This is a genomic window from Billgrantia aerodenitrificans (assembly GCF_021404405.1).
Lineage (GTDB): Bacteria > Pseudomonadota > Gammaproteobacteria > Pseudomonadales > Halomonadaceae > Halomonas > Halomonas aerodenitrificans.
In genome coordinates this window covers 1-17,370 of sequence record NZ_JABFTV010000007.1, presented here as the reverse complement: position 1 = coordinate 17,370, position 17,370 = coordinate 1, and the positions used below count along the sequence as shown (strand labels likewise).

General features: G+C 64.1%; 19 protein-coding genes. 6 read left to right on the top strand and 13 right to left on the bottom strand.

All coding sequences use genetic code 11. The features are described from left to right. Nucleotides 1-195: 195 nt before the first annotated feature. A complete protein-coding gene (locus tag HOP59_RS13805; RefSeq protein WP_234254315.1) occupies nucleotides 196-1,221 on the bottom strand; it encodes an SDR family oxidoreductase in 1,026 nt (341 codons plus the stop codon). A 184-nt stretch (nucleotides 1,222-1,405) separates the two neighbouring features. On the opposite strand from HOP59_RS13805, the gene HOP59_RS13800 reads away from it, so the two are divergent. Beyond that, complete coding sequence (locus HOP59_RS13800) at nucleotides 1,406-1,615, top strand: DUF3820 family protein (protein ID WP_010626728.1); 210 nt, start codon at nucleotides 1,406-1,408, stop codon at nucleotides 1,613-1,615. Nucleotides 1,616-1,625: 10 nt separating this feature from the next. Here HOP59_RS13800 and HOP59_RS13795 read toward each other — a convergent pair whose 3' ends face one another. The 9 genes from HOP59_RS13795 to HOP59_RS13755 form a co-directional block, all read right to left on the bottom strand. After that, nucleotides 1,626-1,979, bottom strand: coding sequence for a hypothetical protein (locus tag HOP59_RS13795; RefSeq protein ID WP_234254314.1), 354 nt, complete (start codon nucleotides 1,977-1,979; stop codon nucleotides 1,626-1,628). A 33-nt stretch (nucleotides 1,980-2,012) separates the two neighbouring features. Beyond that, on the bottom strand, nucleotides 2,013-2,897 hold the full coding sequence (locus HOP59_RS23615) for a CopD family protein (protein WP_234254313.1): 885 nt from the start codon (nucleotides 2,895-2,897) through the stop codon (nucleotides 2,013-2,015). 3 nt (nucleotides 2,898-2,900) lie between these two features. Further along, nucleotides 2,901-3,302 (bottom strand): copper resistance CopC family protein, encoded by a 402-nt coding sequence (locus HOP59_RS13785; protein ID WP_010626723.1) that lies wholly within the window; start codon nucleotides 3,300-3,302, stop codon nucleotides 2,901-2,903. Between the two features lie 84 nt (nucleotides 3,303-3,386). Next, the gene (locus tag HOP59_RS13780) at nucleotides 3,387-4,679 is read right to left on the bottom strand and encodes a M20/M25/M40 family metallo-hydrolase (RefSeq protein ID WP_234254312.1); all 1,293 of its coding nucleotides are present in this window, start codon (nucleotides 4,677-4,679) and stop codon (nucleotides 3,387-3,389) included. Nucleotides 4,680-4,818: 139 nt separating this feature from the next. After that, entirely contained in the window at nucleotides 4,819-5,430 is a 612-nt protein-coding gene (locus HOP59_RS13775; RefSeq protein ID WP_234254311.1) for a PRC-barrel domain-containing protein, read from the bottom strand. A gap of 203 nt (nucleotides 5,431-5,633) precedes the next feature. Then, nucleotides 5,634-6,518, bottom strand: coding sequence for a PRC-barrel domain-containing protein (locus tag HOP59_RS13770; RefSeq protein ID WP_234254310.1), 885 nt, complete (start codon nucleotides 6,516-6,518; stop codon nucleotides 5,634-5,636). Nucleotides 6,519-6,668: 150 nt separating this feature from the next. Then, nucleotides 6,669-7,043 (bottom strand): copper resistance CopC family protein, encoded by a 375-nt coding sequence (locus HOP59_RS13765; RefSeq protein WP_234254309.1) that lies wholly within the window; start codon nucleotides 7,041-7,043, stop codon nucleotides 6,669-6,671. A 5-nt stretch (nucleotides 7,044-7,048) separates the two neighbouring features. After that, complete coding sequence (locus HOP59_RS13760) at nucleotides 7,049-7,528, bottom strand: DUF3618 domain-containing protein (RefSeq protein WP_234254308.1); 480 nt, start codon at nucleotides 7,526-7,528, stop codon at nucleotides 7,049-7,051. A 72-nt stretch (nucleotides 7,529-7,600) separates the two neighbouring features. Further along, nucleotides 7,601-9,190 (bottom strand): BCCT family transporter, encoded by a 1,590-nt coding sequence (locus HOP59_RS13755; protein ID WP_234254307.1) that lies wholly within the window; start codon nucleotides 9,188-9,190, stop codon nucleotides 7,601-7,603. 194 nt (nucleotides 9,191-9,384) lie between these two features. On the opposite strand from HOP59_RS13755, the gene HOP59_RS13750 reads away from it, so the two are divergent. After that, nucleotides 9,385-10,152, top strand: a complete 768-nt coding sequence (locus tag HOP59_RS13750; RefSeq protein WP_234254306.1) for a DUF1499 domain-containing protein — start codon at nucleotides 9,385-9,387, stop codon at nucleotides 10,150-10,152. A gap of 50 nt (nucleotides 10,153-10,202) precedes the next feature. Here HOP59_RS13750 and blaOXA read toward each other — a convergent pair whose 3' ends face one another. Then, entirely contained in the window at nucleotides 10,203-10,991 is a 789-nt protein-coding gene (gene blaOXA / locus HOP59_RS13745) for a class D beta-lactamase (protein WP_267965942.1), read from the bottom strand. 158 nt (nucleotides 10,992-11,149) lie between these two features. On the opposite strand from blaOXA, the gene HOP59_RS13740 reads away from it, so the two are divergent. The 3 genes from HOP59_RS13740 to HOP59_RS13730 are packed head-to-tail and all read left to right on the top strand — an operon-like array spanning nucleotide 11,150 to nucleotide 13,554. Then, on the top strand, nucleotides 11,150-12,043 hold the full coding sequence (locus HOP59_RS13740; RefSeq protein WP_234254305.1) for a LysR family transcriptional regulator: 894 nt from the start codon (nucleotides 11,150-11,152) through the stop codon (nucleotides 12,041-12,043). Between the two features lie 42 nt (nucleotides 12,044-12,085). Then, entirely contained in the window at nucleotides 12,086-12,499 is a 414-nt protein-coding gene (gene arfB / locus HOP59_RS13735; RefSeq protein WP_010626713.1) for an alternative ribosome rescue aminoacyl-tRNA hydrolase ArfB, read from the top strand. Nucleotides 12,500-12,549: 50 nt separating this feature from the next. Next, nucleotides 12,550-13,554 (top strand): ion transporter, encoded by a 1,005-nt coding sequence (locus HOP59_RS13730; protein ID WP_234254304.1) that lies wholly within the window; start codon nucleotides 12,550-12,552, stop codon nucleotides 13,552-13,554. Here HOP59_RS13730 and HOP59_RS13725 read toward each other — a convergent pair. Beyond that, nucleotides 13,545-14,591: a proline racemase family protein gene (locus HOP59_RS13725; RefSeq protein ID WP_234254303.1), complete on the bottom strand. Its 1,047-nt coding sequence runs from the start codon at nucleotides 14,589-14,591 to the stop codon at nucleotides 13,545-13,547. The two genes, HOP59_RS13730 and HOP59_RS13725, sit on opposite strands and share 10 nt — an antisense overlap. Continuing rightward, nucleotides 14,588-15,754 (bottom strand): alcohol dehydrogenase catalytic domain-containing protein, encoded by a 1,167-nt coding sequence (locus HOP59_RS13720; protein ID WP_234254516.1) that lies wholly within the window; start codon nucleotides 15,752-15,754, stop codon nucleotides 14,588-14,590. The genes HOP59_RS13725 and HOP59_RS13720 overlap by 4 nt, the downstream gene beginning before the upstream one ends. Before the next feature lie 389 nt (nucleotides 15,755-16,143). On the opposite strand from HOP59_RS13720, the gene HOP59_RS13715 reads away from it, so the two are divergent. Next, a complete protein-coding gene (locus HOP59_RS13715; RefSeq protein WP_234254302.1) occupies nucleotides 16,144-17,094 on the top strand; it encodes a diacylglycerol/lipid kinase family protein in 951 nt (316 codons plus the stop codon). Nucleotides 17,095-17,370 lie beyond the last annotated feature (276 nt).

Here is a 17,370-nt window from a genome sequence, read left to right as displayed (position 1 = left end):
ACGATTCCCTCCATGCGCCTGTGTCCGCCGGACTGGCCGGGAGTCGTATGGTATCGGCAATCTCAAGCGTTGGGCGCAGCCCTTTCCGCGGACGGGGACGCCTTGCGGCGTTACCCTTTAGCCTCGCGCGGCTGGGTGCGGGTGTCAATCCGGTCATGGCCCCGCATGGCGGGGCTTTTCTCTTTCGTTAGCTCGTCATGCGCCACCCGTGGCGCTGTAATTTTGACCGGTAGCGAAGCTGGACTCCTGCGAGGCGAGCAGGACGAACACCCCGGCGATTTCTACCGGTTGCCCCGGGCGACCCATCAGGGAGTCCTCGCCAAAGGTGGCAACCACTTCCTGGGGTTGGCCGCCGCTCGGCTGCAGCGGGGTCCAGAACGGCCCGGGCGAGATCGTATTGACGCGAATGCCCTGGTCCGCGACCTGCTTGGAGAGCGTCTTGGTGAAGTTGACGATCGCCGCCTTGGTCATGTTGTACTCGAGCAGGATCTCGGGCGGATCTTCGGCCACCATGGAGGCGACGTTGATGATCGAAGCCCCTTCCTCCATGTGCGGCAGGGCCGCCTTGGTGATCCAGAACATCGCGTAGAGGTTGGTCTTCATGGTGTCGTCGAATATCTCGGTGCTGACGTCCATGATCGACTCCGCCCACTGCTGACGGGCAGCATTGTTGACCAGGATGTCGAGCCCGCCGAGTCGGTCTACCGCGGTCTCCACCAGCTCACGGCAGAACGCCTCGTCGCGAATGTCACCGGGTATGGCCACGGCGGTTCGCCCTTCCGCTTCGATCAGCTCGATCACCTCGCGGGCATCGGGCTCCTCCACCTCCAGGTAGTTGATGGCAACGTCGGCGCCCTCGCGGGCATAGGCAATGGCCGCGGCCCTGCCGATGCCGGAGTCGCCGCCGGTGATCAGCGCCTTGCGGCCTGCCAATCTGCCGCTGCCGTGGTAGCTCTCTTCGCCGTGATCGGGCCGCGGCTCCATTTCACTGGCCAGGCCCGGCCACTCTTGAGGCTGCTCGGGAAACGGCGGCCGGGGAAACTGCTCCCGTGGGTCCTGCATCTGCGTGAGAGGGCTCTCTTCGGGGCTGCCCTGGGCCGAGGCTTGATTGCCGCCGTTCTGTTGAGCGAAAGCGGGGCCGGCAACGGCAGCGGCCATACCGGTGGCCAGGCCGCCGACGAACTTGCGACGCGTGGGGTCGTGAGGATTGTCGGATGACATGCGACTCTCCCTTCCCTGGGTGGGTGACTGACTGGCGCTTGTGTCTTCCCTAATGAAGCTAGCCCGGCTCCACGGCAATACAATGCCAGTCCGGTAAGCGTATGTTGCGTTCGGCAAACTCCTCGCTTGCCCCGCAACGCCTTTACTGGTGGGATACGCCGCAGCGCAACGACAGGAGATGGACGTGCAACCAGAAGACCTGGAAAAGCTGGTTACCCGGAAGATGCCATTCGGCAAGTACGAAGGCCGGTTGATCGCCGACCTGCCGGGGCCCTACCTCAACTGGTTCGCTCGCGAGGGCTTTCCGCCCGGAGAGATCGGGGAATTGCTGCACCTGATGCACGAGATCGACCACAACGGACTGGGCGCCCTGCTCGACCCGCTGCGCCGCTAATGGGTTGGTTTTATCGTGATGAGGAAGGACGCTCGGCCAGGGCTCGCCGGTACTCCTCACGATAGGCTTCGGCATGCCGCGCCGGCTCCGCAGGCAAGCGCCCCAAGGCGACGGCCAGCTCGAAGAAACCCTGTGCCGGCAGGCCATCGCGCCTGCTGACCACCAGCGCGGCAATGAAGGGTCGACCGTGCTCGGCGTCTTCGCGCATCGATGCTTCGAGCGCCTGGGCCACGCGCTGGATGGTCCTCGGCGGGGTGAGCCCCAGGGCTTCGGCGAGCTGCTGATAGGTCATCGGCAGCGTGGCCGCCGGTGCCGCTTCGAGCAGACGGCGGACCTGGGTTGGCAGACGGTCATCGTGGGTCATGACGAATCGGTACTCGGCTCGTGAAGCGACAGCCTACCGCACCGGCGAGCTGGTCGTCAGCAGCACGGCGGCCACCAGCACGATCATGACCATCAGGCAGGCTTCCACGGCAATGCTGCACCTCAGTTGGAGCGGCGCCTCGGGCTTGCCGCGCGCCACGGCGGGCACCAGCCACCAGCGGTTGGCCGCTCCCAGCAGCAGCAGCCCCATCACCAGCGTCAGCTTGACCGAGAGCAGTTGACCATAAGCTGTGTCCAGCAGCGCCCCCGGCCTGCCACCCATCAGCCACATGGCCAGACTGCCGCCAGCGAGGAGAAGTAGCGGCACCAGCAACAGGCCGAAGCGCCCGAAGCGCTGCAACTGCTCCGCCGATGCGCCCGACGAAACGCTGCCGGCCACGCGGTAAAGGGGCGGCAGCGCCGCAGCCCAGAAGGAGGCAAGACCCAGGTGCAGCATCAGCAGCACGCTCTGCCACGGCGAGCCTCGCGTGTGGCCGACCCGGGAAAAGGCCAGCAGAATCAGCACGACGCCCAGCGCGCCGACAGCGTAGCGGACGATACGGGGCGCCCCTTGCCAGAGCGCAACGGGCAACAGTAACAGCCCTACCAGGGCCAGGCGCAGCCGCTCGCCCTGAGCGCTCTCGCCGACGATACCCAGCAGCACAGGGTTGAAGGCCGATGCCCAGTTACCGCCCCCCAGGTAGGCGGCCTGAAGCAGCCACAGTAGCAGCAGCATGACGATGCCGCAGCCAGCGGCCACACAGGTGCAGCGGTCAAGTACGGCGGCATCGCGGGGCGGCTGGCCGGGAAAGGCAGCGCGGAACAGCAGCCCACCCATCGCCAGCAGTGCAGAAGCATAGAAGCCCGCCAACGCCAGCACTCGGCCGGCCGTCCAAGGGTCCAGGCCGATCGATGCCACCGTTTACTCCTGAATCGCGAAGCGATAGCCGCCCGACATGGTATGGCCATCCTCGGCGATGCCGCGCCAGACGACCTCGTAATCACCGGGCGCCAGGGTTTCGGCAGGCACTGCACCATGGGTTTCCGCCAGCGGACCGAGTGGGTCTTCGCCAAGCTCCACCGTCCCTTCAGGTCCCGTGACCTCGAACTGGGTGATGCGGATGGGCGAGTCGAAGCGTAGCTCCAGTCGCTCCGGCGCCTGCTCCAGGATCGCCCCGGCCTCGGGCTCGGTCGCGGTGATATGTGCATGCGCCCACAGCAGAGGGCTCACCAGCATCAGGGTACATCCGGCGGCAAGCGCCAATCGCTTGGCGTTACGCCGGGACTGGCCGAGCGGCAGGGCAAGGGTCACGACACGCTTCATGTATTTCTCCTTTGCGATGATGGAATGCCCAATCGTGGAACGCCTCCGAGATGGGCTGGCGGCTTCCAGAATGCCGACGCCCCATCAGGACGGGTGCTTCTGTTGGTGGCCTCGACCCTGGCGCTTGTCGTCTTCATTTCCCTCGGGCTTCGCCGAGCCCTGGTGCGTCAGTCGCTGAGCTTGATCGAGCCGAGGGTGGTTGTCGAGGAATTCGCGATGCGGGTCCGGCAGTGCGTCCAGCGCTTGCAGCGTGCGACTCAGCACGTGGATGGCCGCCAGCACATCCTGGGTATTGCCGGTCTCGGAGATGGTGTGCATGTTGCGAATGGGGAAGCCGATGGAGGTGGCGGCACAGTCGATGGCGGCCAGCACGCCGGCCATACCGTCAGTGCCGGTATCGGCACCGACGATATCGCGCTGCATGGGAATGCCGTGCTCCCGGGCAGTGGTTTCGATGATGCGATTGAGCTGTTCGCTGGCAATCGCTCCCACCGCCATGGTGAAGCCCTTGCCCATCTCCAGCGGCTGCATGCGCCGATCGCCGATGCCGGGGGCGGCCACGTAATCGTGATTGACGTCGACCCCTATGATCACGTCGGGCTCCAGCTCGCCGGCCAGTACCCGGCTGCCGAAGCGGCCAATCTCTTCATAGCTGGCGATGGCGAACATGACACGTACCTTCTCCGTACCGCCGGCCTCGGCGATCAGCCGCGCCACCTCGGCGGTGACGAAGCAGCCCAGGCCATTGTCCAGGTAGGCGCCGTAGAAGGTGTCGGGGCTGAAGCCATGACGAATGGGACGGTCGAAGACGATCGAGTCGCCGGGCCGCACGCCGAGGTTGAGCACCTGCTGCTTCTTGTTCTCGCCGTGGATCTGCAGATCGAGATAGATCTGTTCCTTCTTGATGCCCTTGCGCCCTTCGCGCTGAGCCGGGTCGGAGAAGTGGATAGCGCCGAGCGCCTCTACCGTTCCCCCCTGGATAATGCGGTAGCGGCCCGGTTCCTCGGGATCCTCGCTGAACAGCTTGACCTCGTGGCCGATCAGCACGTTGGGCAGGAAGGAGTCGGTGTTGATCCATACCTTGCCGTCGTCGCCGATGCTGCGCACCTGCATGCGGATCTTGTCGGCGTGGCCGACGATCATCACCTTGAATAGCTCGTCGCGACCTGGGTGGGTATCCCAGACTACCCCGGCATGGCCCTTGAACTGGTGCAGGTGCCAGCTCTTGGGTGCAAAGCTCTCGAAGTGAGGCTCGAGCACGCCGTAGGTCATGGCGGCTTCCAGCCCCACGGGGCTTGGTGCATCCAGGATGCGCCGCATCAAGTCGAACTGCGCTTCCGGCATGGGCTCGGCCCAAGGCTTTTTGATTTCGCTCATCTCGTCTCATTTCCGATAGAAGGATCTCTTCAGGGTAGTCTGCCAAAAGCAGCGCAAATAAAAAGGCAAGGCTGCCAAGCCTTGCCTTCTTCGAGTCGTAACGCCAGACGGTACCCGTTGGAGCGCTGGCTGTGCCGACTCACTGACCCCAGGCGTCGCCCAAGGTCATGTCGCCTTCCACTTCGCTGTAGCGCTCTTCATCGTACTCTTGAGCGGACTCCTCGAGTTCGTCCTCGCCGTAGGCCTGACGGGTGACGAGCTGGTCGTCCTGGAGCTCCATTTCCGCCAGCGGCAGGGTAATGTCGCTACCGCCCATGCCCCACAGACCGCCCACGGTGATGACCACATGCAGTTCGCCGGTGTCGTTGTCGCGAACCACACTCTGAACGTCACCGAGCTCCTCATCCTCCTGGTTCACCACGGTCATGCCTTCGATCTCGCTGACCTGCATGTCGCGCAGGGCGTCGTCCAGTTGGCCGTCGGCCCCCATGGGATCGAGGTCGTCGCCTTGAGCCGTGCCGAGATCGTCGCCGGTGTCCATCTCGTCCGGCTGGTCCATGTCCGGCTCATCCATGTCCGGCTCGTCCATCAGGGTGTCATCGTTCTGGGGATCCATGGTGGTCTGCTCTTCTCCCACCGCGGCGTCGCCGTTCAAGCCGTTGTCGTCCTCGGCATTGTCCTGGGCCAGGGCGCCACCTGCCAGACCTGCTGAAATGGCACCGATAGCAATTGCCAGTAATGTCCTTTTCATAACACTCCCTCCTAGAGTCGACACAGGTAACCACCTCCTGAACATAGACGCTACGCCCACCAACCCACAGAAATCTTCAGAAAAATTTGGTAACTGCGCGTAGCCGCTTCGTTTCGCTCGGCCTGGTTGGCGGATATTCGACACAAAGAGAGGCAAGGCCTTGATGGCCTTGCCTTTTCCTGCAAGTCACAGCAGCTGCAGTGCTAGCGCTGCTCCATGGCTTCCGCCAGGGTCATGTCTCCATCCACTTCGCTGTAGCGATCCTCGTCATAGTCGGTGGCAAGGTCGTCGAGCTCGTCCTGGCCGATGATGTCCTGCAGCACCAGTTGCTCGCCTTCGAGGCGCATGTCGGCCAGCGGCAGGGCGACCTCGGAGCCACCGAAGATCCAGAAGCCACCCACCGAGAGGACGGCGTGAAGATCGCCGGCATCATCGTGACGCAACACGTTTTCGACCTGACCCAGGGTCTCGCCCTCCATGTTGATCACGGTCATGCCTTCTACCTCACTCGCCCGCAAAGACGCGATGGACGGATCCAGCTCGACTTCGCCCGGCCCCATCTCTTCGAAGCCCGCTTCCGGATCCTGCTGAGCGGCCTGACCGGCCTGCGCCGCATCCCCGTCTTCGGTCGCCTGTTCATCCTGCGCCGTGTCGGGCTCGTCGGTCGTGGCCTGGTCACCGGGATCGGCCTGGGTTTCGTCGTCACTTACATCCAGCTCCAGGTCGTCGTCCTCGGTAGCGGCTGCATCGCCGTTGGCATCGTCAGTGCCATTGGCGTCATCGTCACCGTTGGCTTCCTGGTCGTCATCCGCTGCCTCGGCATCGGCGGGTGCGTCGTCGTACAGCTCCTCGTAGTCCTCGGCGTCGTCACCTTCTTCAGGCAGATCGCCATCATCCGCCGTGACATCCGTCTCGGCGCCATTATCGTCCTGAGCGTTCGCGTTCTGTGCATTTTGGGGCTCGGCGGCCTGCTCCTCGCCCACGTTGCCGTTGTCATCGAGTTCGATGTCGTTTTCCTGCGCCAGGGTACCGCCGGCCAGTCCGGCAGAAATGGCGCCGATGGCAATCGCCAGTAATGTCCTTTTCATCGTACGTCCTCCTTGGTAGGCCCCCACACCGTCAAGATATGCAACGAGTTCTCCATGGCTCCAGAAACGCAGCGCAACGAAACGTTGGGATTCGGCAACTTGCGTACGCTTCGGGCAAATTCTCTCGGCAAGCGCATTCGAACACCGGGCTCATTCCTTGAGTTCGAACCGGTATCCGCCTGCCGAGACCGTGCCGCTCGCTGCGGTGCCGCGCCAGACGATGCGATACTCACCCGGCACCATACGGCCCGCTGGCACGGCCCGGTGACGCTCAGCCAAGGTATCCTGGCTGGTGTCGCCGAGTTCGACCATTCCCTCGGGCCCGGATACTGCAAACAGCGTCAAGCGCAGCGGCTCGTCGAGCCGTATCGTCAGTTCCTCGGGCGCCCGCTCGAGCCTTGCGCCATCTTCGGGAAACGTCTCCACCATCTCGGCCTGCGCCCAGAGCGGCGGGGCTCCGCCGAGCAGGGTGGCAATAGCGATAAAACTCCCGATGCGCCTGATACTTCCGACGCAAAAGGCCAAGCTTCTCATGTCTGCGGGTACACATAGCCGCTCCAGCCCTGCCCGGTGCCGAGATGCGTGGCCACGCCGACCACCTCGGGCCGATGCGTAGAGATGGCACTGCGCCCCTGCTGAGTCCCCAGGTGCGTGGCCACCATACGCTGAGGCGCTTCCTGGCGCGCCGGGATCCTCGGGCCGTCTGCCACCGACGAATCGGCCCAACGCTGCCCGCGTGAACCGGAGCGAAGCTGAGAGACGACCAACCACCCGAGACCGACACCGGTGACCAGCACCGGCAGGGGGTTCTCGCGGATCGCACGCTCCAGGTTGCGCAGAAAGCCCGCGCCGGCCCCATCACTGCGAGGCAGGTGGCGCTTGACGCTGCGCTTGATGCGAGGCGGAGATAAACGACTCTCCAGCTCGTGCAGAGTGTCGTCCAGATGAGCGCGGGAGCGACGAATCTCCTCTTCCAGTTCGTCGGCCCGATGTCGATGATAACGGCTCATGGCATGCCTCCTTGGCGTCACCGTTTCACTGTCTTCCCTTGTCCTTCAAGCTGGCTCCGAAGCGAGCAGGCGTCAAGTCGAGCTCGATGCCTGCCCATCCTTGCCGTTCTCGTTGCGTCGCAGCCCCAGGTAGAGCCCGGCACACATTAGCAGCAGGATCACCACGAAAGGCAGCCCCGAGATGGTCGCCACCGCCTGCAGCGCCTCCAGCCCGCCTGCGGTGAGCAGAACGGCTGCCACCACACCTTCCAGGATGGCCCAGAACACCCTTGTGGTCCTGGGTGGGTGGGGGTCGCCGCCGGAGGTGATGATGTCGATGATCAGGGAGCCGGAATCCGACGAGGTGATGAAGAAGATCGCCACCGTGGCAATCATCAGGGTCATGCTGGTGGTGACGACCCACTCGGGCAGTTGGAAGTGGTCGAGGAACAGGAAGAACGCCAGCTCGGGCTCGTCCTCGACGATGTCGACCAGCCCGGCCGCCTCGAACAGCTCGCGATAGAGCGCCGAGCCGCCCATCACCGTGAGCCACAGCACCGAGGTGAGCGTGGGCACCAGCAGCACGCCGAGCAAATACTGGCGCAAAGTGCGACCACGCGAAACGCGGGCGATGAACAGGCCGACGAAGGGCGACCAGGAGATCCACCAGGCGAAGTAGAACAGGGTCCACTCGTTCTGCCAGCTCTCGGCATCGGGCGGATTGAAGGCCTCGGTGAAGGTGCCCCGACTGGGAATCTCGTTGATGTAGTTGCCAAAGCTCTGCAGCATCGAGTTGAGAATGAACTGGGTGGGGCCGAACAACAGCACATAGACCACCAGGGCGGCGCCGATGAGCATCGCCAGCTTCGACAGCTGCTGAATACCCTTGGCCAGGCCGGAGAGCACCGATAACAGCGCTACCGTGGTGATGCCGGCGATCAGTGCGATCTGCACGCCGATGTTGTCGGGTATGCCATAGGCGTGCCCCAGCCCGGTGTTGATCTGGCGCACGCCCAGGCCCAGCGACACGGCCACGCCGATCAGCGTACCGGTAGCAGCCATGGCATCGATACCGTTGCCGATCGGACCTTCCACGCGCTTGCTACCCAGCAACGGCATGAACGCCGAGCGAATGGTCAACGGCAGGCCTCGATTGAAGCAGAAGTAGCACAGCGACAACCCCACCAGACCGTACATCGACCAGCCATGCAGTCCCCAGTGGAAATAGCTGTGCACCAGCGCGTCGCTCGCCGCCTGCTCGGTTTCGGCCTCGCCGAAGGGCGGGTCGGCGAAGAAGGTGACCGGCTCGGCCACGCCGTAGAACAGCAGGCCCACCCCGGTACCGGCGGCGAACAGCATCGAGAACCAGCCCCAGGTGGAGAACTCGGGGCGTTCGTCCTCGCCGCCGAGCCTGACGTTGCCGTAGCGGCTGAAAATCAGATAGAGCGCCAGGATCAGAAAGGCGTTCATCGCCAGCAGGTAGAACCAGCCGAGATTTTCGGAGATGGCGTCCTGTACCGCCCCGGCGCCGGCCTCGAGACGTTCTGGCATGGCGACCCCGAAGGCCACCAGGGTCAGGATGAGCGTGGCAGAGGTGAGGAAAACGGCGCGATGTACGGGCACGCCGAGCAAGTTGTGACGCTTGGAACTTCCGTAGCGGTCGGAATCGGAGCGAGTCGGCATATCCCTTGCCTCCTGCGAAGCGCGCTTGCACGCGCCAAATACGTGGCTTCCATGCGCTGCTTTGGCATGAACCTTAAGCAAACGATAGCAGCCGTGAGCGGCGGGGAGGTTGCGAAATGCAAATCGAGGTACGGCAACTCCCGGCCCGAGAGGATATGCTGAAGGTATCGATTCCTGGCTTGTCGAGCATCGTCATGTCCGACTTGAACTCACGACGCCGCCCGCGCGGCGGCCGTTGGCTGCCCCGCCTTGCCTGGTTCAGTCTGCTGGTGCTGCTGCTGGCCGCCCTGTTGCTGGCCGGCGCCGGGCCGGCCTATCGCCTGGAGCTGCTGCCCCTGGGCAGTGCCTTCGACATGCTGCGCCGTGGCGTCTATCTATCCGCTGGCGCCGCAACCCTGGGGCTGCTGGCGCTGATCGCGGCGACCTTCTGCCGGCGCCTGCAGCCGGCGCTGATCGGCGGACTGGTGGTGGTCGCCACCGCCGCCATGCTTGCCGTACCCTGGCTGCACTGGCAGCGTGCCCAGACGGCCCCGCCGATACACGACATCACCACCGATACCGAGAACCCACCCGCCTTCGAAACCTTGGCGGCAGCCCGCGAGGCCGCCCCCAACGCCGTGGAGTACCCGGGCGAGTCGGTGGCCCGCCAGCAGCGTGAGGCCTACCCCGACATCCAGCCGATGATCCTCGACGCACCGCTCAATTTGGCACGGGACGTCGCCGAAGCCGCAGCGCTGGACATGGGCTGGCAGTTGGCACACAACTCCCTGACCCGCATCGAAGCCACCGATACCACCACCTGGTTCGGCTTCACTGACGATATCGTCATCCGTCTCAGCGAAGACGACGACCGCGTGCGCCTCGACGTTCGCTCGGCTTCACGTATGGGACGCAGCGACGTAGGCGCCAATGCGGCACGCATCCGCGCCTACTTCGAGGCCGTCGAGCGCCGCCTCGACTGAGTTCGAAAGCCGCCCCGCAACGAGCGCGGAGCGGCCCTTGGCAAGCGCGATCAGTTCGCCGGTGGCAGTGCCTCGATGGTGCGTAACGCCTCGTCGACGATACCCTGGCGCTTGGGCAGGTCGGCCATGCGATTGGGAGTTTCCATGTTGAGAGCGAAGAACACCGGGCCGTTGGGGCGCTCCACCCAGCCTACCCACCAGCCGAGCTGGCCGCTCCAGCCAGTCTTGCCGCGCACTATCCAGTCGCTGCCGGCAGCGGTGATCATCAGATCCTTGACCAGACGCTGGTCGGCCTCATCAAAGGGCAGCTCGTTCCGGTAGAGACGCTCGAGGAATTCGATCTGCTCCGCGGCGGAAATTTCCAGCATGCCTCCATTGAGCCAGAAGTTCTCCAGATCGTCACCGATCTCGGCATTGCCATAGTCGACGGCTTCCAGATAGTGGCGTTCACGCTCCTCGCCTATTTCGCGGGCGAACTGCTGGTACAGCCACACCACAGAGCTACGCATGCCCGAACGCAGGTCCTGATCGGCATTCCACTGGGAAATGCTGCGCTCGACGCCGTCCCAGGCAAAGACCTGGAACTCATCCTCCGCCGCGCCGACATCCAGAGCGAACAGAGTGTGGGGAATCTTGAACGTGGAAGCCGGCACGAAACGCTCCCTGGCCCGCTCGCCGTCGTGTACCAGCGTCGTGGTGCTACCGTCGCGCTTGTCGACCACCAACAGGGTGCCGCTGGCTTCGTTGGCACGGAATATCTCGCTCCAGTCGCTGCGCTCCTGCCAGGCATCGGCCAGCGCGCCGGCCGGCACCAGCGCAAAAGCTAGCGCGCCCGCCATGAATGTTTTGAGGGCTTTTTTCTTGCTGATCATGGTTCCGTCCGCTTGTCGTAGGGTTCTCTTGGGGAAGTCGACGCGTCGCAACGCAGAGTAGCGGTCGGCTGGCGAGAGGTTCAAACCATGATATCTTGCACGAGCCATAAACTGAGCTTGGGCATATGACGAGACCTTACCTGCCGCTCAACGCCCTGCGCGCCTTCGAGGCGGCGGCACGCCATCTGAGCTTCACCCACGCCGCCGACGAACTGAACGTGACCCAGGCAGCCGTGAGTCATCAGGTCAAGCTATTAGAAGAACGCCTGGGAGTGGCACTCTTCAAGCGCTTGCCGCGGGGATTGATGATCACCGCCGAGGGCGAAGCCCTGCTGCCAGTGATGCGGGAGTCCTTCGACCGCATGGCGGACATGCTGGAGCGGCTCGAAGGCGGCAGGGTACGCGACATTCTCCATGTCGGTGCGGTAGGTACCTTTGCGGTGGGCTGGCTGCTGCCACGCCTGGCGCGCTTCCAGGCCCGGCACCCGCTGATCGAAGTTCGAATCTCGACCCATAACAATCGGGTGGACATGACCAGTGAAGGACTGGACTACGCCATTCGCTTCGGCGATGGGGCCTGGCACGGGCTCGAGGCTCAGCGGCTCTTCGATGCCCCCCACTCTGCTTTATGTACGCCGCGCCTGGCGGAAGCGCTCAGGGCGCCGTCGGACCTGTTCCGCCAGACCCTGCTGCGCTCTTATCGCGAGAGCGAATGGAGCCACTGGTTCGCCGCCGCGGGCATCTCCCGCCCGCCCGCGCGACCCTGTGGCATCACCTTCGACTCGTCGCTGGCCATGATGGAAGCCGCCGTACAGGGGGTGGGGGTGGCCCTCGCGCCACCGCGTATGTTTGCCCGCCAGCTGAGCAGCAACCAGGTCGTGCAGCCCTTCGACATTCATGCCGCGCTAGGCAGCTATTGGCTGACGCGCCTCAAGTCACGCAAGCCCAGCGCGGCCATGGCGAATTTCGCCAACTGGCTGTTCGAAGAGGTACGCTTGGCCTACGGCAGCGAGGTCTAGCCTACGTTGCAGCTCCCCCACCAATCACCGCAGGAAGCCGACATGCTGCGACTCTCCAATAGCGTGGAACTGGCCGACCACGAGATCGAGCTCAGTCAGATACGCGCCCAAGGCGCAGGCGGCCAGAACGTCAACAAGGTGGCCTCCGCAGTGCATCTGCGCTTCGACATTCCTGCTTCCAGCCTGCCTCCCTTCTACAAGGAGCGGCTGCTGGCGCTCTCCGACAGCCGTATCACCAAGGAAGGCGTGGTGGTGATCAAGGCGCAGAGCTTTCGCACCTTCGAGCAGAACCGCGAAGACGCCCTGGAGCGGCTCAAGGCGCTGATCCAGGAAGCGGTGAAGACGCGCAAGGCGCGCAAACCAACCAAGCCGAGCCGCGCCTCGAAGCAGAAGCGCATGGACAAGAAGACGAAGAAGGGGCAGACCAAGGCGCTGCGCGGCAAGCCAAAACTGTAGGGAACAAATGGCTGCTAACCTTTAGCCTAAACGCCGTGCAAGGAGCCACCATGCCGTCGAGAAGAGTCTCGCGCCCGCTGAGCCCCGGGCTGGAGCGCCTGCACCTGATCTGGGACCTGCTGATCATCGTGCTGGTGGTGGTCAACCTGGCGTTGCTGCTGTTCGACGCCCTGTTCCTGCTCGGCCCGCTCAACGCTGCCTTTGCCGCCGTCGCCCCGGGGCTGCACGGCGCCTACGACCGGCATATCCACGAGAATTTCGTCGAGATCGATCTGATCTTCGTCGCCATCTTCGTGCTCGACGTGCTGCTGGGCTGGGCGGTGGCCATCGCCGAGCGACGCTACCACCGTTGGTTCTTCTACCCGTTCGTGCACTGGTACGACGTGCTGGGCTGTATCCCGGTGGGCGGCTTCCGCCTGTTGCGCATCCTGCGCGTGATCTCGCTGCTGGCCCGTCTGCACCGACTAGGGTTGATCGACGTGCGCCGCTGGCGGCTCTACGCCGTTTACACCAAGTACTACGAAATCTTCTTCGAGGAGCTCTCCGATCGCGTGGCGATCCGCCTACTGGGCAACATGCAGGAGCAGATCCGCTCCAACGATTCGCTCTCCACGCGGGTCGTCGACCAGGTGGTGATGCCGCGCAAGCAGCAGCTGATTCACGAGCTCACACGCAGACTGGAAGAGATGACCGGCAACGCCTACGCGCGCAACCGCGACGATACGATGCGCTACGTCAGCTCGCTGGTGAGCCGTACGGTGGCGGAGAGTCAGGAAGTGAGGCGCCTGCGACGCCTGCCGATGGGCGATCTCGTCGCCCGCAGCATGGAGGCGAGCATGAGCGATCTGGCCTGTCGTCTGGTGCATGAGGCCATGGAAGGACTGCGCTCGCCGGAGTTCACCGCCTTGGTGGAACGCTTGGCCGACAGCAGCTTCGACACCTGGCTGCAGGTCGACGAGCACACCGATCGGGTGACCGAACAGGTGCTCGTCGACATGCTCGAACTGGTCAAGGAGCAGATCGCCGTGAAACAGTGGCGACGCCGCTACGACTGATGCCGGCTGGCCAGGATATGGTGCACCCCACCGCAATCCACCATCGGGTCATCGCAATTGACCACGATCTCCGAGCGCGCCAGCACGTAGCTCTTGCCGGTGATGGTGTTCTCCACCACTTGGTGCTTGCCGCCAGCCTCACGCGCTTCGATGAACTGACCGATGAAGCCGGTTTCGCGCAGCGAGACGGTTTCCAGCCGGTCGCCGGGCTTGATGGTGCCCTCGTAGTGCATCAGCGCCAGTCGCGCCGAGGTACCGGTACCGGTGGTGCTACGACAGATCACGCCGGGGTGCACGTAGGTCGTCGAGCGCGAGCGGTAGAAGTCGTCGGCGATCTGCTCCACCGGCCCCATGAAGTGCAGAAACGGCAATGGACCGACGTCGCCCAGGGTGTAGTGGGAGAAGCCGCTGCGCGCCTGGATCGCCTCGACGATGCGGTGGGCGCATTCGGCCAGCGCCCGCTCTTCCTCCCGCTTGAGCGAGAAGCCGAGCTCGGCTGCATCCACCAGGGCGTAGAAGCCGCCGCTGTAGGCGATGCTGTAGGTCACATCGCCCACCTCGGGCACGTGGATGGTGGCCCGGTGGGTGTCGATGTAACTCGGCAAACCACCGCAGGTGATCGCCTCCACCACGCCGTTCTCGACCCGCGCTTCGATCTGCACCAACCCGGCGGGAGACTCCAGCGTGAAGTGCTGGATGCCCTCGCGCTTGGGGACCAGCCCGGTTTCGAGCAGCGCCGTGGCGGTACAGATGGTGTTGGAGCCGGAATAGATGGGGTAGCCCATCACCTCCATGATGATGTAGCCCATCTGCGCCCGGGAGTCGCAGGCGGGCACGATCAGGTCCACCGACATCTCGGGAATGCCGTAGGGCTCGCCCAGCAGCAGCTTGCGCAGGCCGTCGGCATCGTTCTCCAGGTACTCCATCTGCTGGCGCACGGTATCGCCGGGCAGCGGATCGATGCCGCCGATCACGATCCGGCTGACGTCGCCGCCGGCATGGGTGTCGAGCAGTTGCAGAGTCAGTTCGTGGCTCATGCCTTTTCCTCGAGCGCAAAGGGAGCGCCATGCTCGGCCCACTGGGCGTCGGGCACGACGACGATCTTGCCCAGGTAGTTGCTGCCGCGGTTGACAAAGTAGCGCTCCGCCTCATGCAGCTCGGAGAGCTTGAAGGCAGCGTGCAGCACTGGCTTGAGCTCACCCGTGCGAATCCACTTGACCAACTGCTCGGCCTCCTCACGGGTACCGTGGGAGACGCCGAAGATCTGCACCTGGTAGAGGTAGATCCGCGTCCACATGATCTCGCTGAGATTGCCGCCGCTGGCCCCGGCGATGGAGAGCCGCGGGTAGGTGGTGCGCGCCTTCATGTCGCCGATCATGGTGTCGATGAACAGATCGGTCATCTCGCCGCCGACCAGGTCCATTACCGCATCGATGGGCGCCCCACCGGTGGCCTTGAGCACGCGCTCGACGAAGGTGGAGAGATCGCCGCGGTCGATCACCGCCTCGGCACCCAGTGTCAGCAGCGCCTCAGCCTTGTCGGGCTGGCTCACGGCATAGGGAATCGCGCCGACGATGCGGCACATCTGGATCAGCGCGGCACCCACGCCGCCGCTGGCCCCGCTGACCAACACCCTCTCCCCCGCCGCGACCCTGGCCGAGGTCATCATGTGGTAGCCGGTCTGGTAGGAGCACATGCCCATGGCCGCCAGCTCGGCGTCGGCGAGTTCCGGGTTTGGCACGTGATGGAACTGATCCGACGGCACGGCGATGTACTCGGCGTAGCCGCCGTCGGCGCCGTGGCCGTAGTAGTCCGGCGTCAGGTTGATGTCGCGACGCTCGTCGGCATAGAGATTGAAGTCGAGCAGGCCGCGCTCGCCGATGCGCGAGGCATCGACACCCTCGCCCACCGCCACCACGCGGCCGGCCACGTCGGCGCCCTGGATACGTGGGAAGGTCAGGGTCGGCTCGCCGCCCATGGCGAAGGAGGTCACCTCGCCCTTGTCCTTGGTCGGGTAGAGCCCTTCCCTGGCCTTACGGTCGGTGTTGTTCTTGGCCGTGGCGGTGACCTGCACCAGCACCGCCCCCGGCCCGGGACGCGGCGTGGCGACGTCACTGCGATACACCAGCTTGTCGATATCGCCGTGGCCGGTCAGGACCATGGCGTGCATGGTGGCTGGAATGGTCGAGCGGTTCTCCATGGGCACGAGGGTCCTCCTGTCAGCGTGATGAGAGCGTTCGGTCTCGACAGCCGGGCGTCTACCCACCTCCCCTCGGTTTTCCCGATTCAAGGCAATGACATGCCGAACAGCCAGCGCATGAAGCGCCGACCGCGTGTCATCGAGCAGGGGAAACGAATGAGGTGGGGCAGCCTGTTCGGCGTGTCGATATGGGGCAGATTGAATCATGCCCTGCCCCGCACTGCATACCGCTGAACCCGTGGATTTTTTTCTGTTTTGAGCGGTACCGAGTGGGTGTTCTTTCTTCACCTGGGTAACGGGCCCAAGCGACTCCACCTATGCTAAGGCGAGCTGAACAATAGCTCGCTATCCTTACGCTCAAGGAGTGACCTCAGGTGAAGGAGACACCGATGAACTACTGGCTGATCGTCAACAAGGCCGCCGGCGATGGCCGCCAGGGCGAGTCGTACTGGCGGGGCTATCTTCAGGCGGCGGGTATCGAGGAACTGCACGTCCGCGGGCTCAGCGAAACCGAGTGGGAGCAGGAGGTGGCCCCCGGCGACCGCGTGCTGGTGGCCGGGGGCGATGGCTCGGTAAACCGGGTAGTACCGGTTTGCATCGAACGAGAGGCCACTCTGGGCGTGCTGCCCTCCGGTACGGCCAACGATTTCGCCCGCAACCTGGGGTTGCCTGACGACCCGCTGGAGCTGTGCAGGCTGATGGCCTCGCAGCAGAGCCTGGAGGTCGATGTCGCCTGGCTAAACGGCACGGCCTTTCTCAATGTCGCACATATCGGCCTTGGCACGCTGCCTTCCCGCACGGCCTCCCAGCAGCAGAAGCGCCACCTGGGCCGGTTCAGCTACCTGCTGACGCTGGCGCAGCGGCTCGGCATGCAGCGCGGCATCCATGGCCGCATCGAGTGCGACGATCGCACCGTCGAGGGGCCGTGGCTCACCATTGCCATTGCCTCGGGTGCCTATTTCGGCGGCGGGCATGAGATAGCCGAGGCCAGTATCGACGATGGCATGCTGAACGTAGTGGCGGTTCGGCACCACTCATGGCTGCGCGTGCTGCTGGCTTTCCTTGTCACCAAGCTGCTGAGACAGACGCCCCGCTCGAATGAAACCGTGGTCTATTTCCAATCGCCTCAGTGCCATATTCAGCTGCGCCATGACCACACGGTCACAGCCGATGGCGAAACTCTGGGGCGCATGGCCAACATTTCGGCCTTTACACGACCCGGTGTCCTCAAGGTGATGGGCAACCGCCTGGTCTCGGGCCGACCGGAAGCCGCCCCCGCCGTCCACTACACACCCAACGATGCCTCACCCATGGCGCGCCCGAGCCCCAAGTCGTTCTGACGCAGGCCGGCGTAGCTCGCTAGGCTTTGTACGAAAAGTCGGCGAGCGATGGCCAGACAAGGCAAAAATCGGCGAAAAGACGGAGTTTACGGGGTGTAAATGAGTACTTTGAGCCGATTTTTAACGCCGTATGGGCGAGCGCAGACAGTTTTCGTGCAGAGCCTTGTGTCTCTCCGGGCTTGTTGATTAGCTACCAGCAGGCCTTGGCATCAGGGTGAGCATCCGCAGAGCCTGAGGCGCTACAGCCTGGGACTTAGATTATGCCCCCTGATGCCT

Bases quoted from the DNA above. Each gene is read 5' to 3' on its own strand.
- HOP59_RS13760 (WP_234254308.1), bottom strand. From the start codon at position 7,528: ATGAGCCGTTATCATCGACATCGGGCCGACGAACTGGAAGAGGAGATT.
- HOP59_RS13775 (WP_234254311.1), bottom strand. From the start codon at position 5,430: ATGAAAAGGACATTACTGGCAATTGCTATCGGTGCCATTTCAGCAGGT.
- HOP59_RS13805 (WP_234254315.1), bottom strand. From the start codon at position 1,221: ATGTCATCCGACAATCCTCACGACCCCACGCGTCGCAAGTTCGTCGGC.
- HOP59_RS13795 (WP_234254314.1), bottom strand. From the start codon at position 1,979: ATGACCCACGATGACCGTCTGCCAACCCAGGTCCGCCGTCTGCTCGAA.
- HOP59_RS13785 (WP_010626723.1), bottom strand. From the start codon at position 3,302: ATGAAGCGTGTCGTGACCCTTGCCCTGCCGCTCGGCCAGTCCCGGCGT.
- blaOXA (WP_267965942.1), bottom strand. From the start codon at position 10,991: ATGGCGGGCGCGCTAGCTTTTGCGCTGGTGCCGGCCGGCGCGCTGGCC.
- arfB (WP_010626713.1), top strand. From the start codon at position 12,086: ATGCTGCGACTCTCCAATAGCGTGGAACTGGCCGACCACGAGATCGAG.
- HOP59_RS13730 (WP_234254304.1), top strand. From the start codon at position 12,550: ATGCCGTCGAGAAGAGTCTCGCGCCCGCTGAGCCCCGGGCTGGAGCGC.
- HOP59_RS13715 (WP_234254302.1), top strand. From the start codon at position 16,144: ATGAACTACTGGCTGATCGTCAACAAGGCCGCCGGCGATGGCCGCCAG.
- HOP59_RS13720 (WP_234254516.1), bottom strand. From the start codon at position 15,754: ATGGAGAACCGCTCGACCATTCCAGCCACCATGCACGCCATGGTCCTG.
- HOP59_RS13725 (WP_234254303.1), bottom strand. From the start codon at position 14,591: ATGAGCCACGAACTGACTCTGCAACTGCTCGACACCCATGCCGGCGGC.
- HOP59_RS13755 (WP_234254307.1), bottom strand. From the start codon at position 9,190: ATGCCGACTCGCTCCGATTCCGACCGCTACGGAAGTTCCAAGCGTCAC.
- HOP59_RS13740 (WP_234254305.1), top strand. From the start codon at position 11,150: ATGACGAGACCTTACCTGCCGCTCAACGCCCTGCGCGCCTTCGAGGCG.
- HOP59_RS13780 (WP_234254312.1), bottom strand. From the start codon at position 4,679: ATGAGCGAAATCAAAAAGCCTTGGGCCGAGCCCATGCCGGAAGCGCAG.
- HOP59_RS13750 (WP_234254306.1), top strand. From the start codon at position 9,385: ATGTCCGACTTGAACTCACGACGCCGCCCGCGCGGCGGCCGTTGGCTG.
- HOP59_RS13770 (WP_234254310.1), bottom strand. From the start codon at position 6,518: ATGAAAAGGACATTACTGGCGATTGCCATCGGCGCCATTTCTGCCGGA.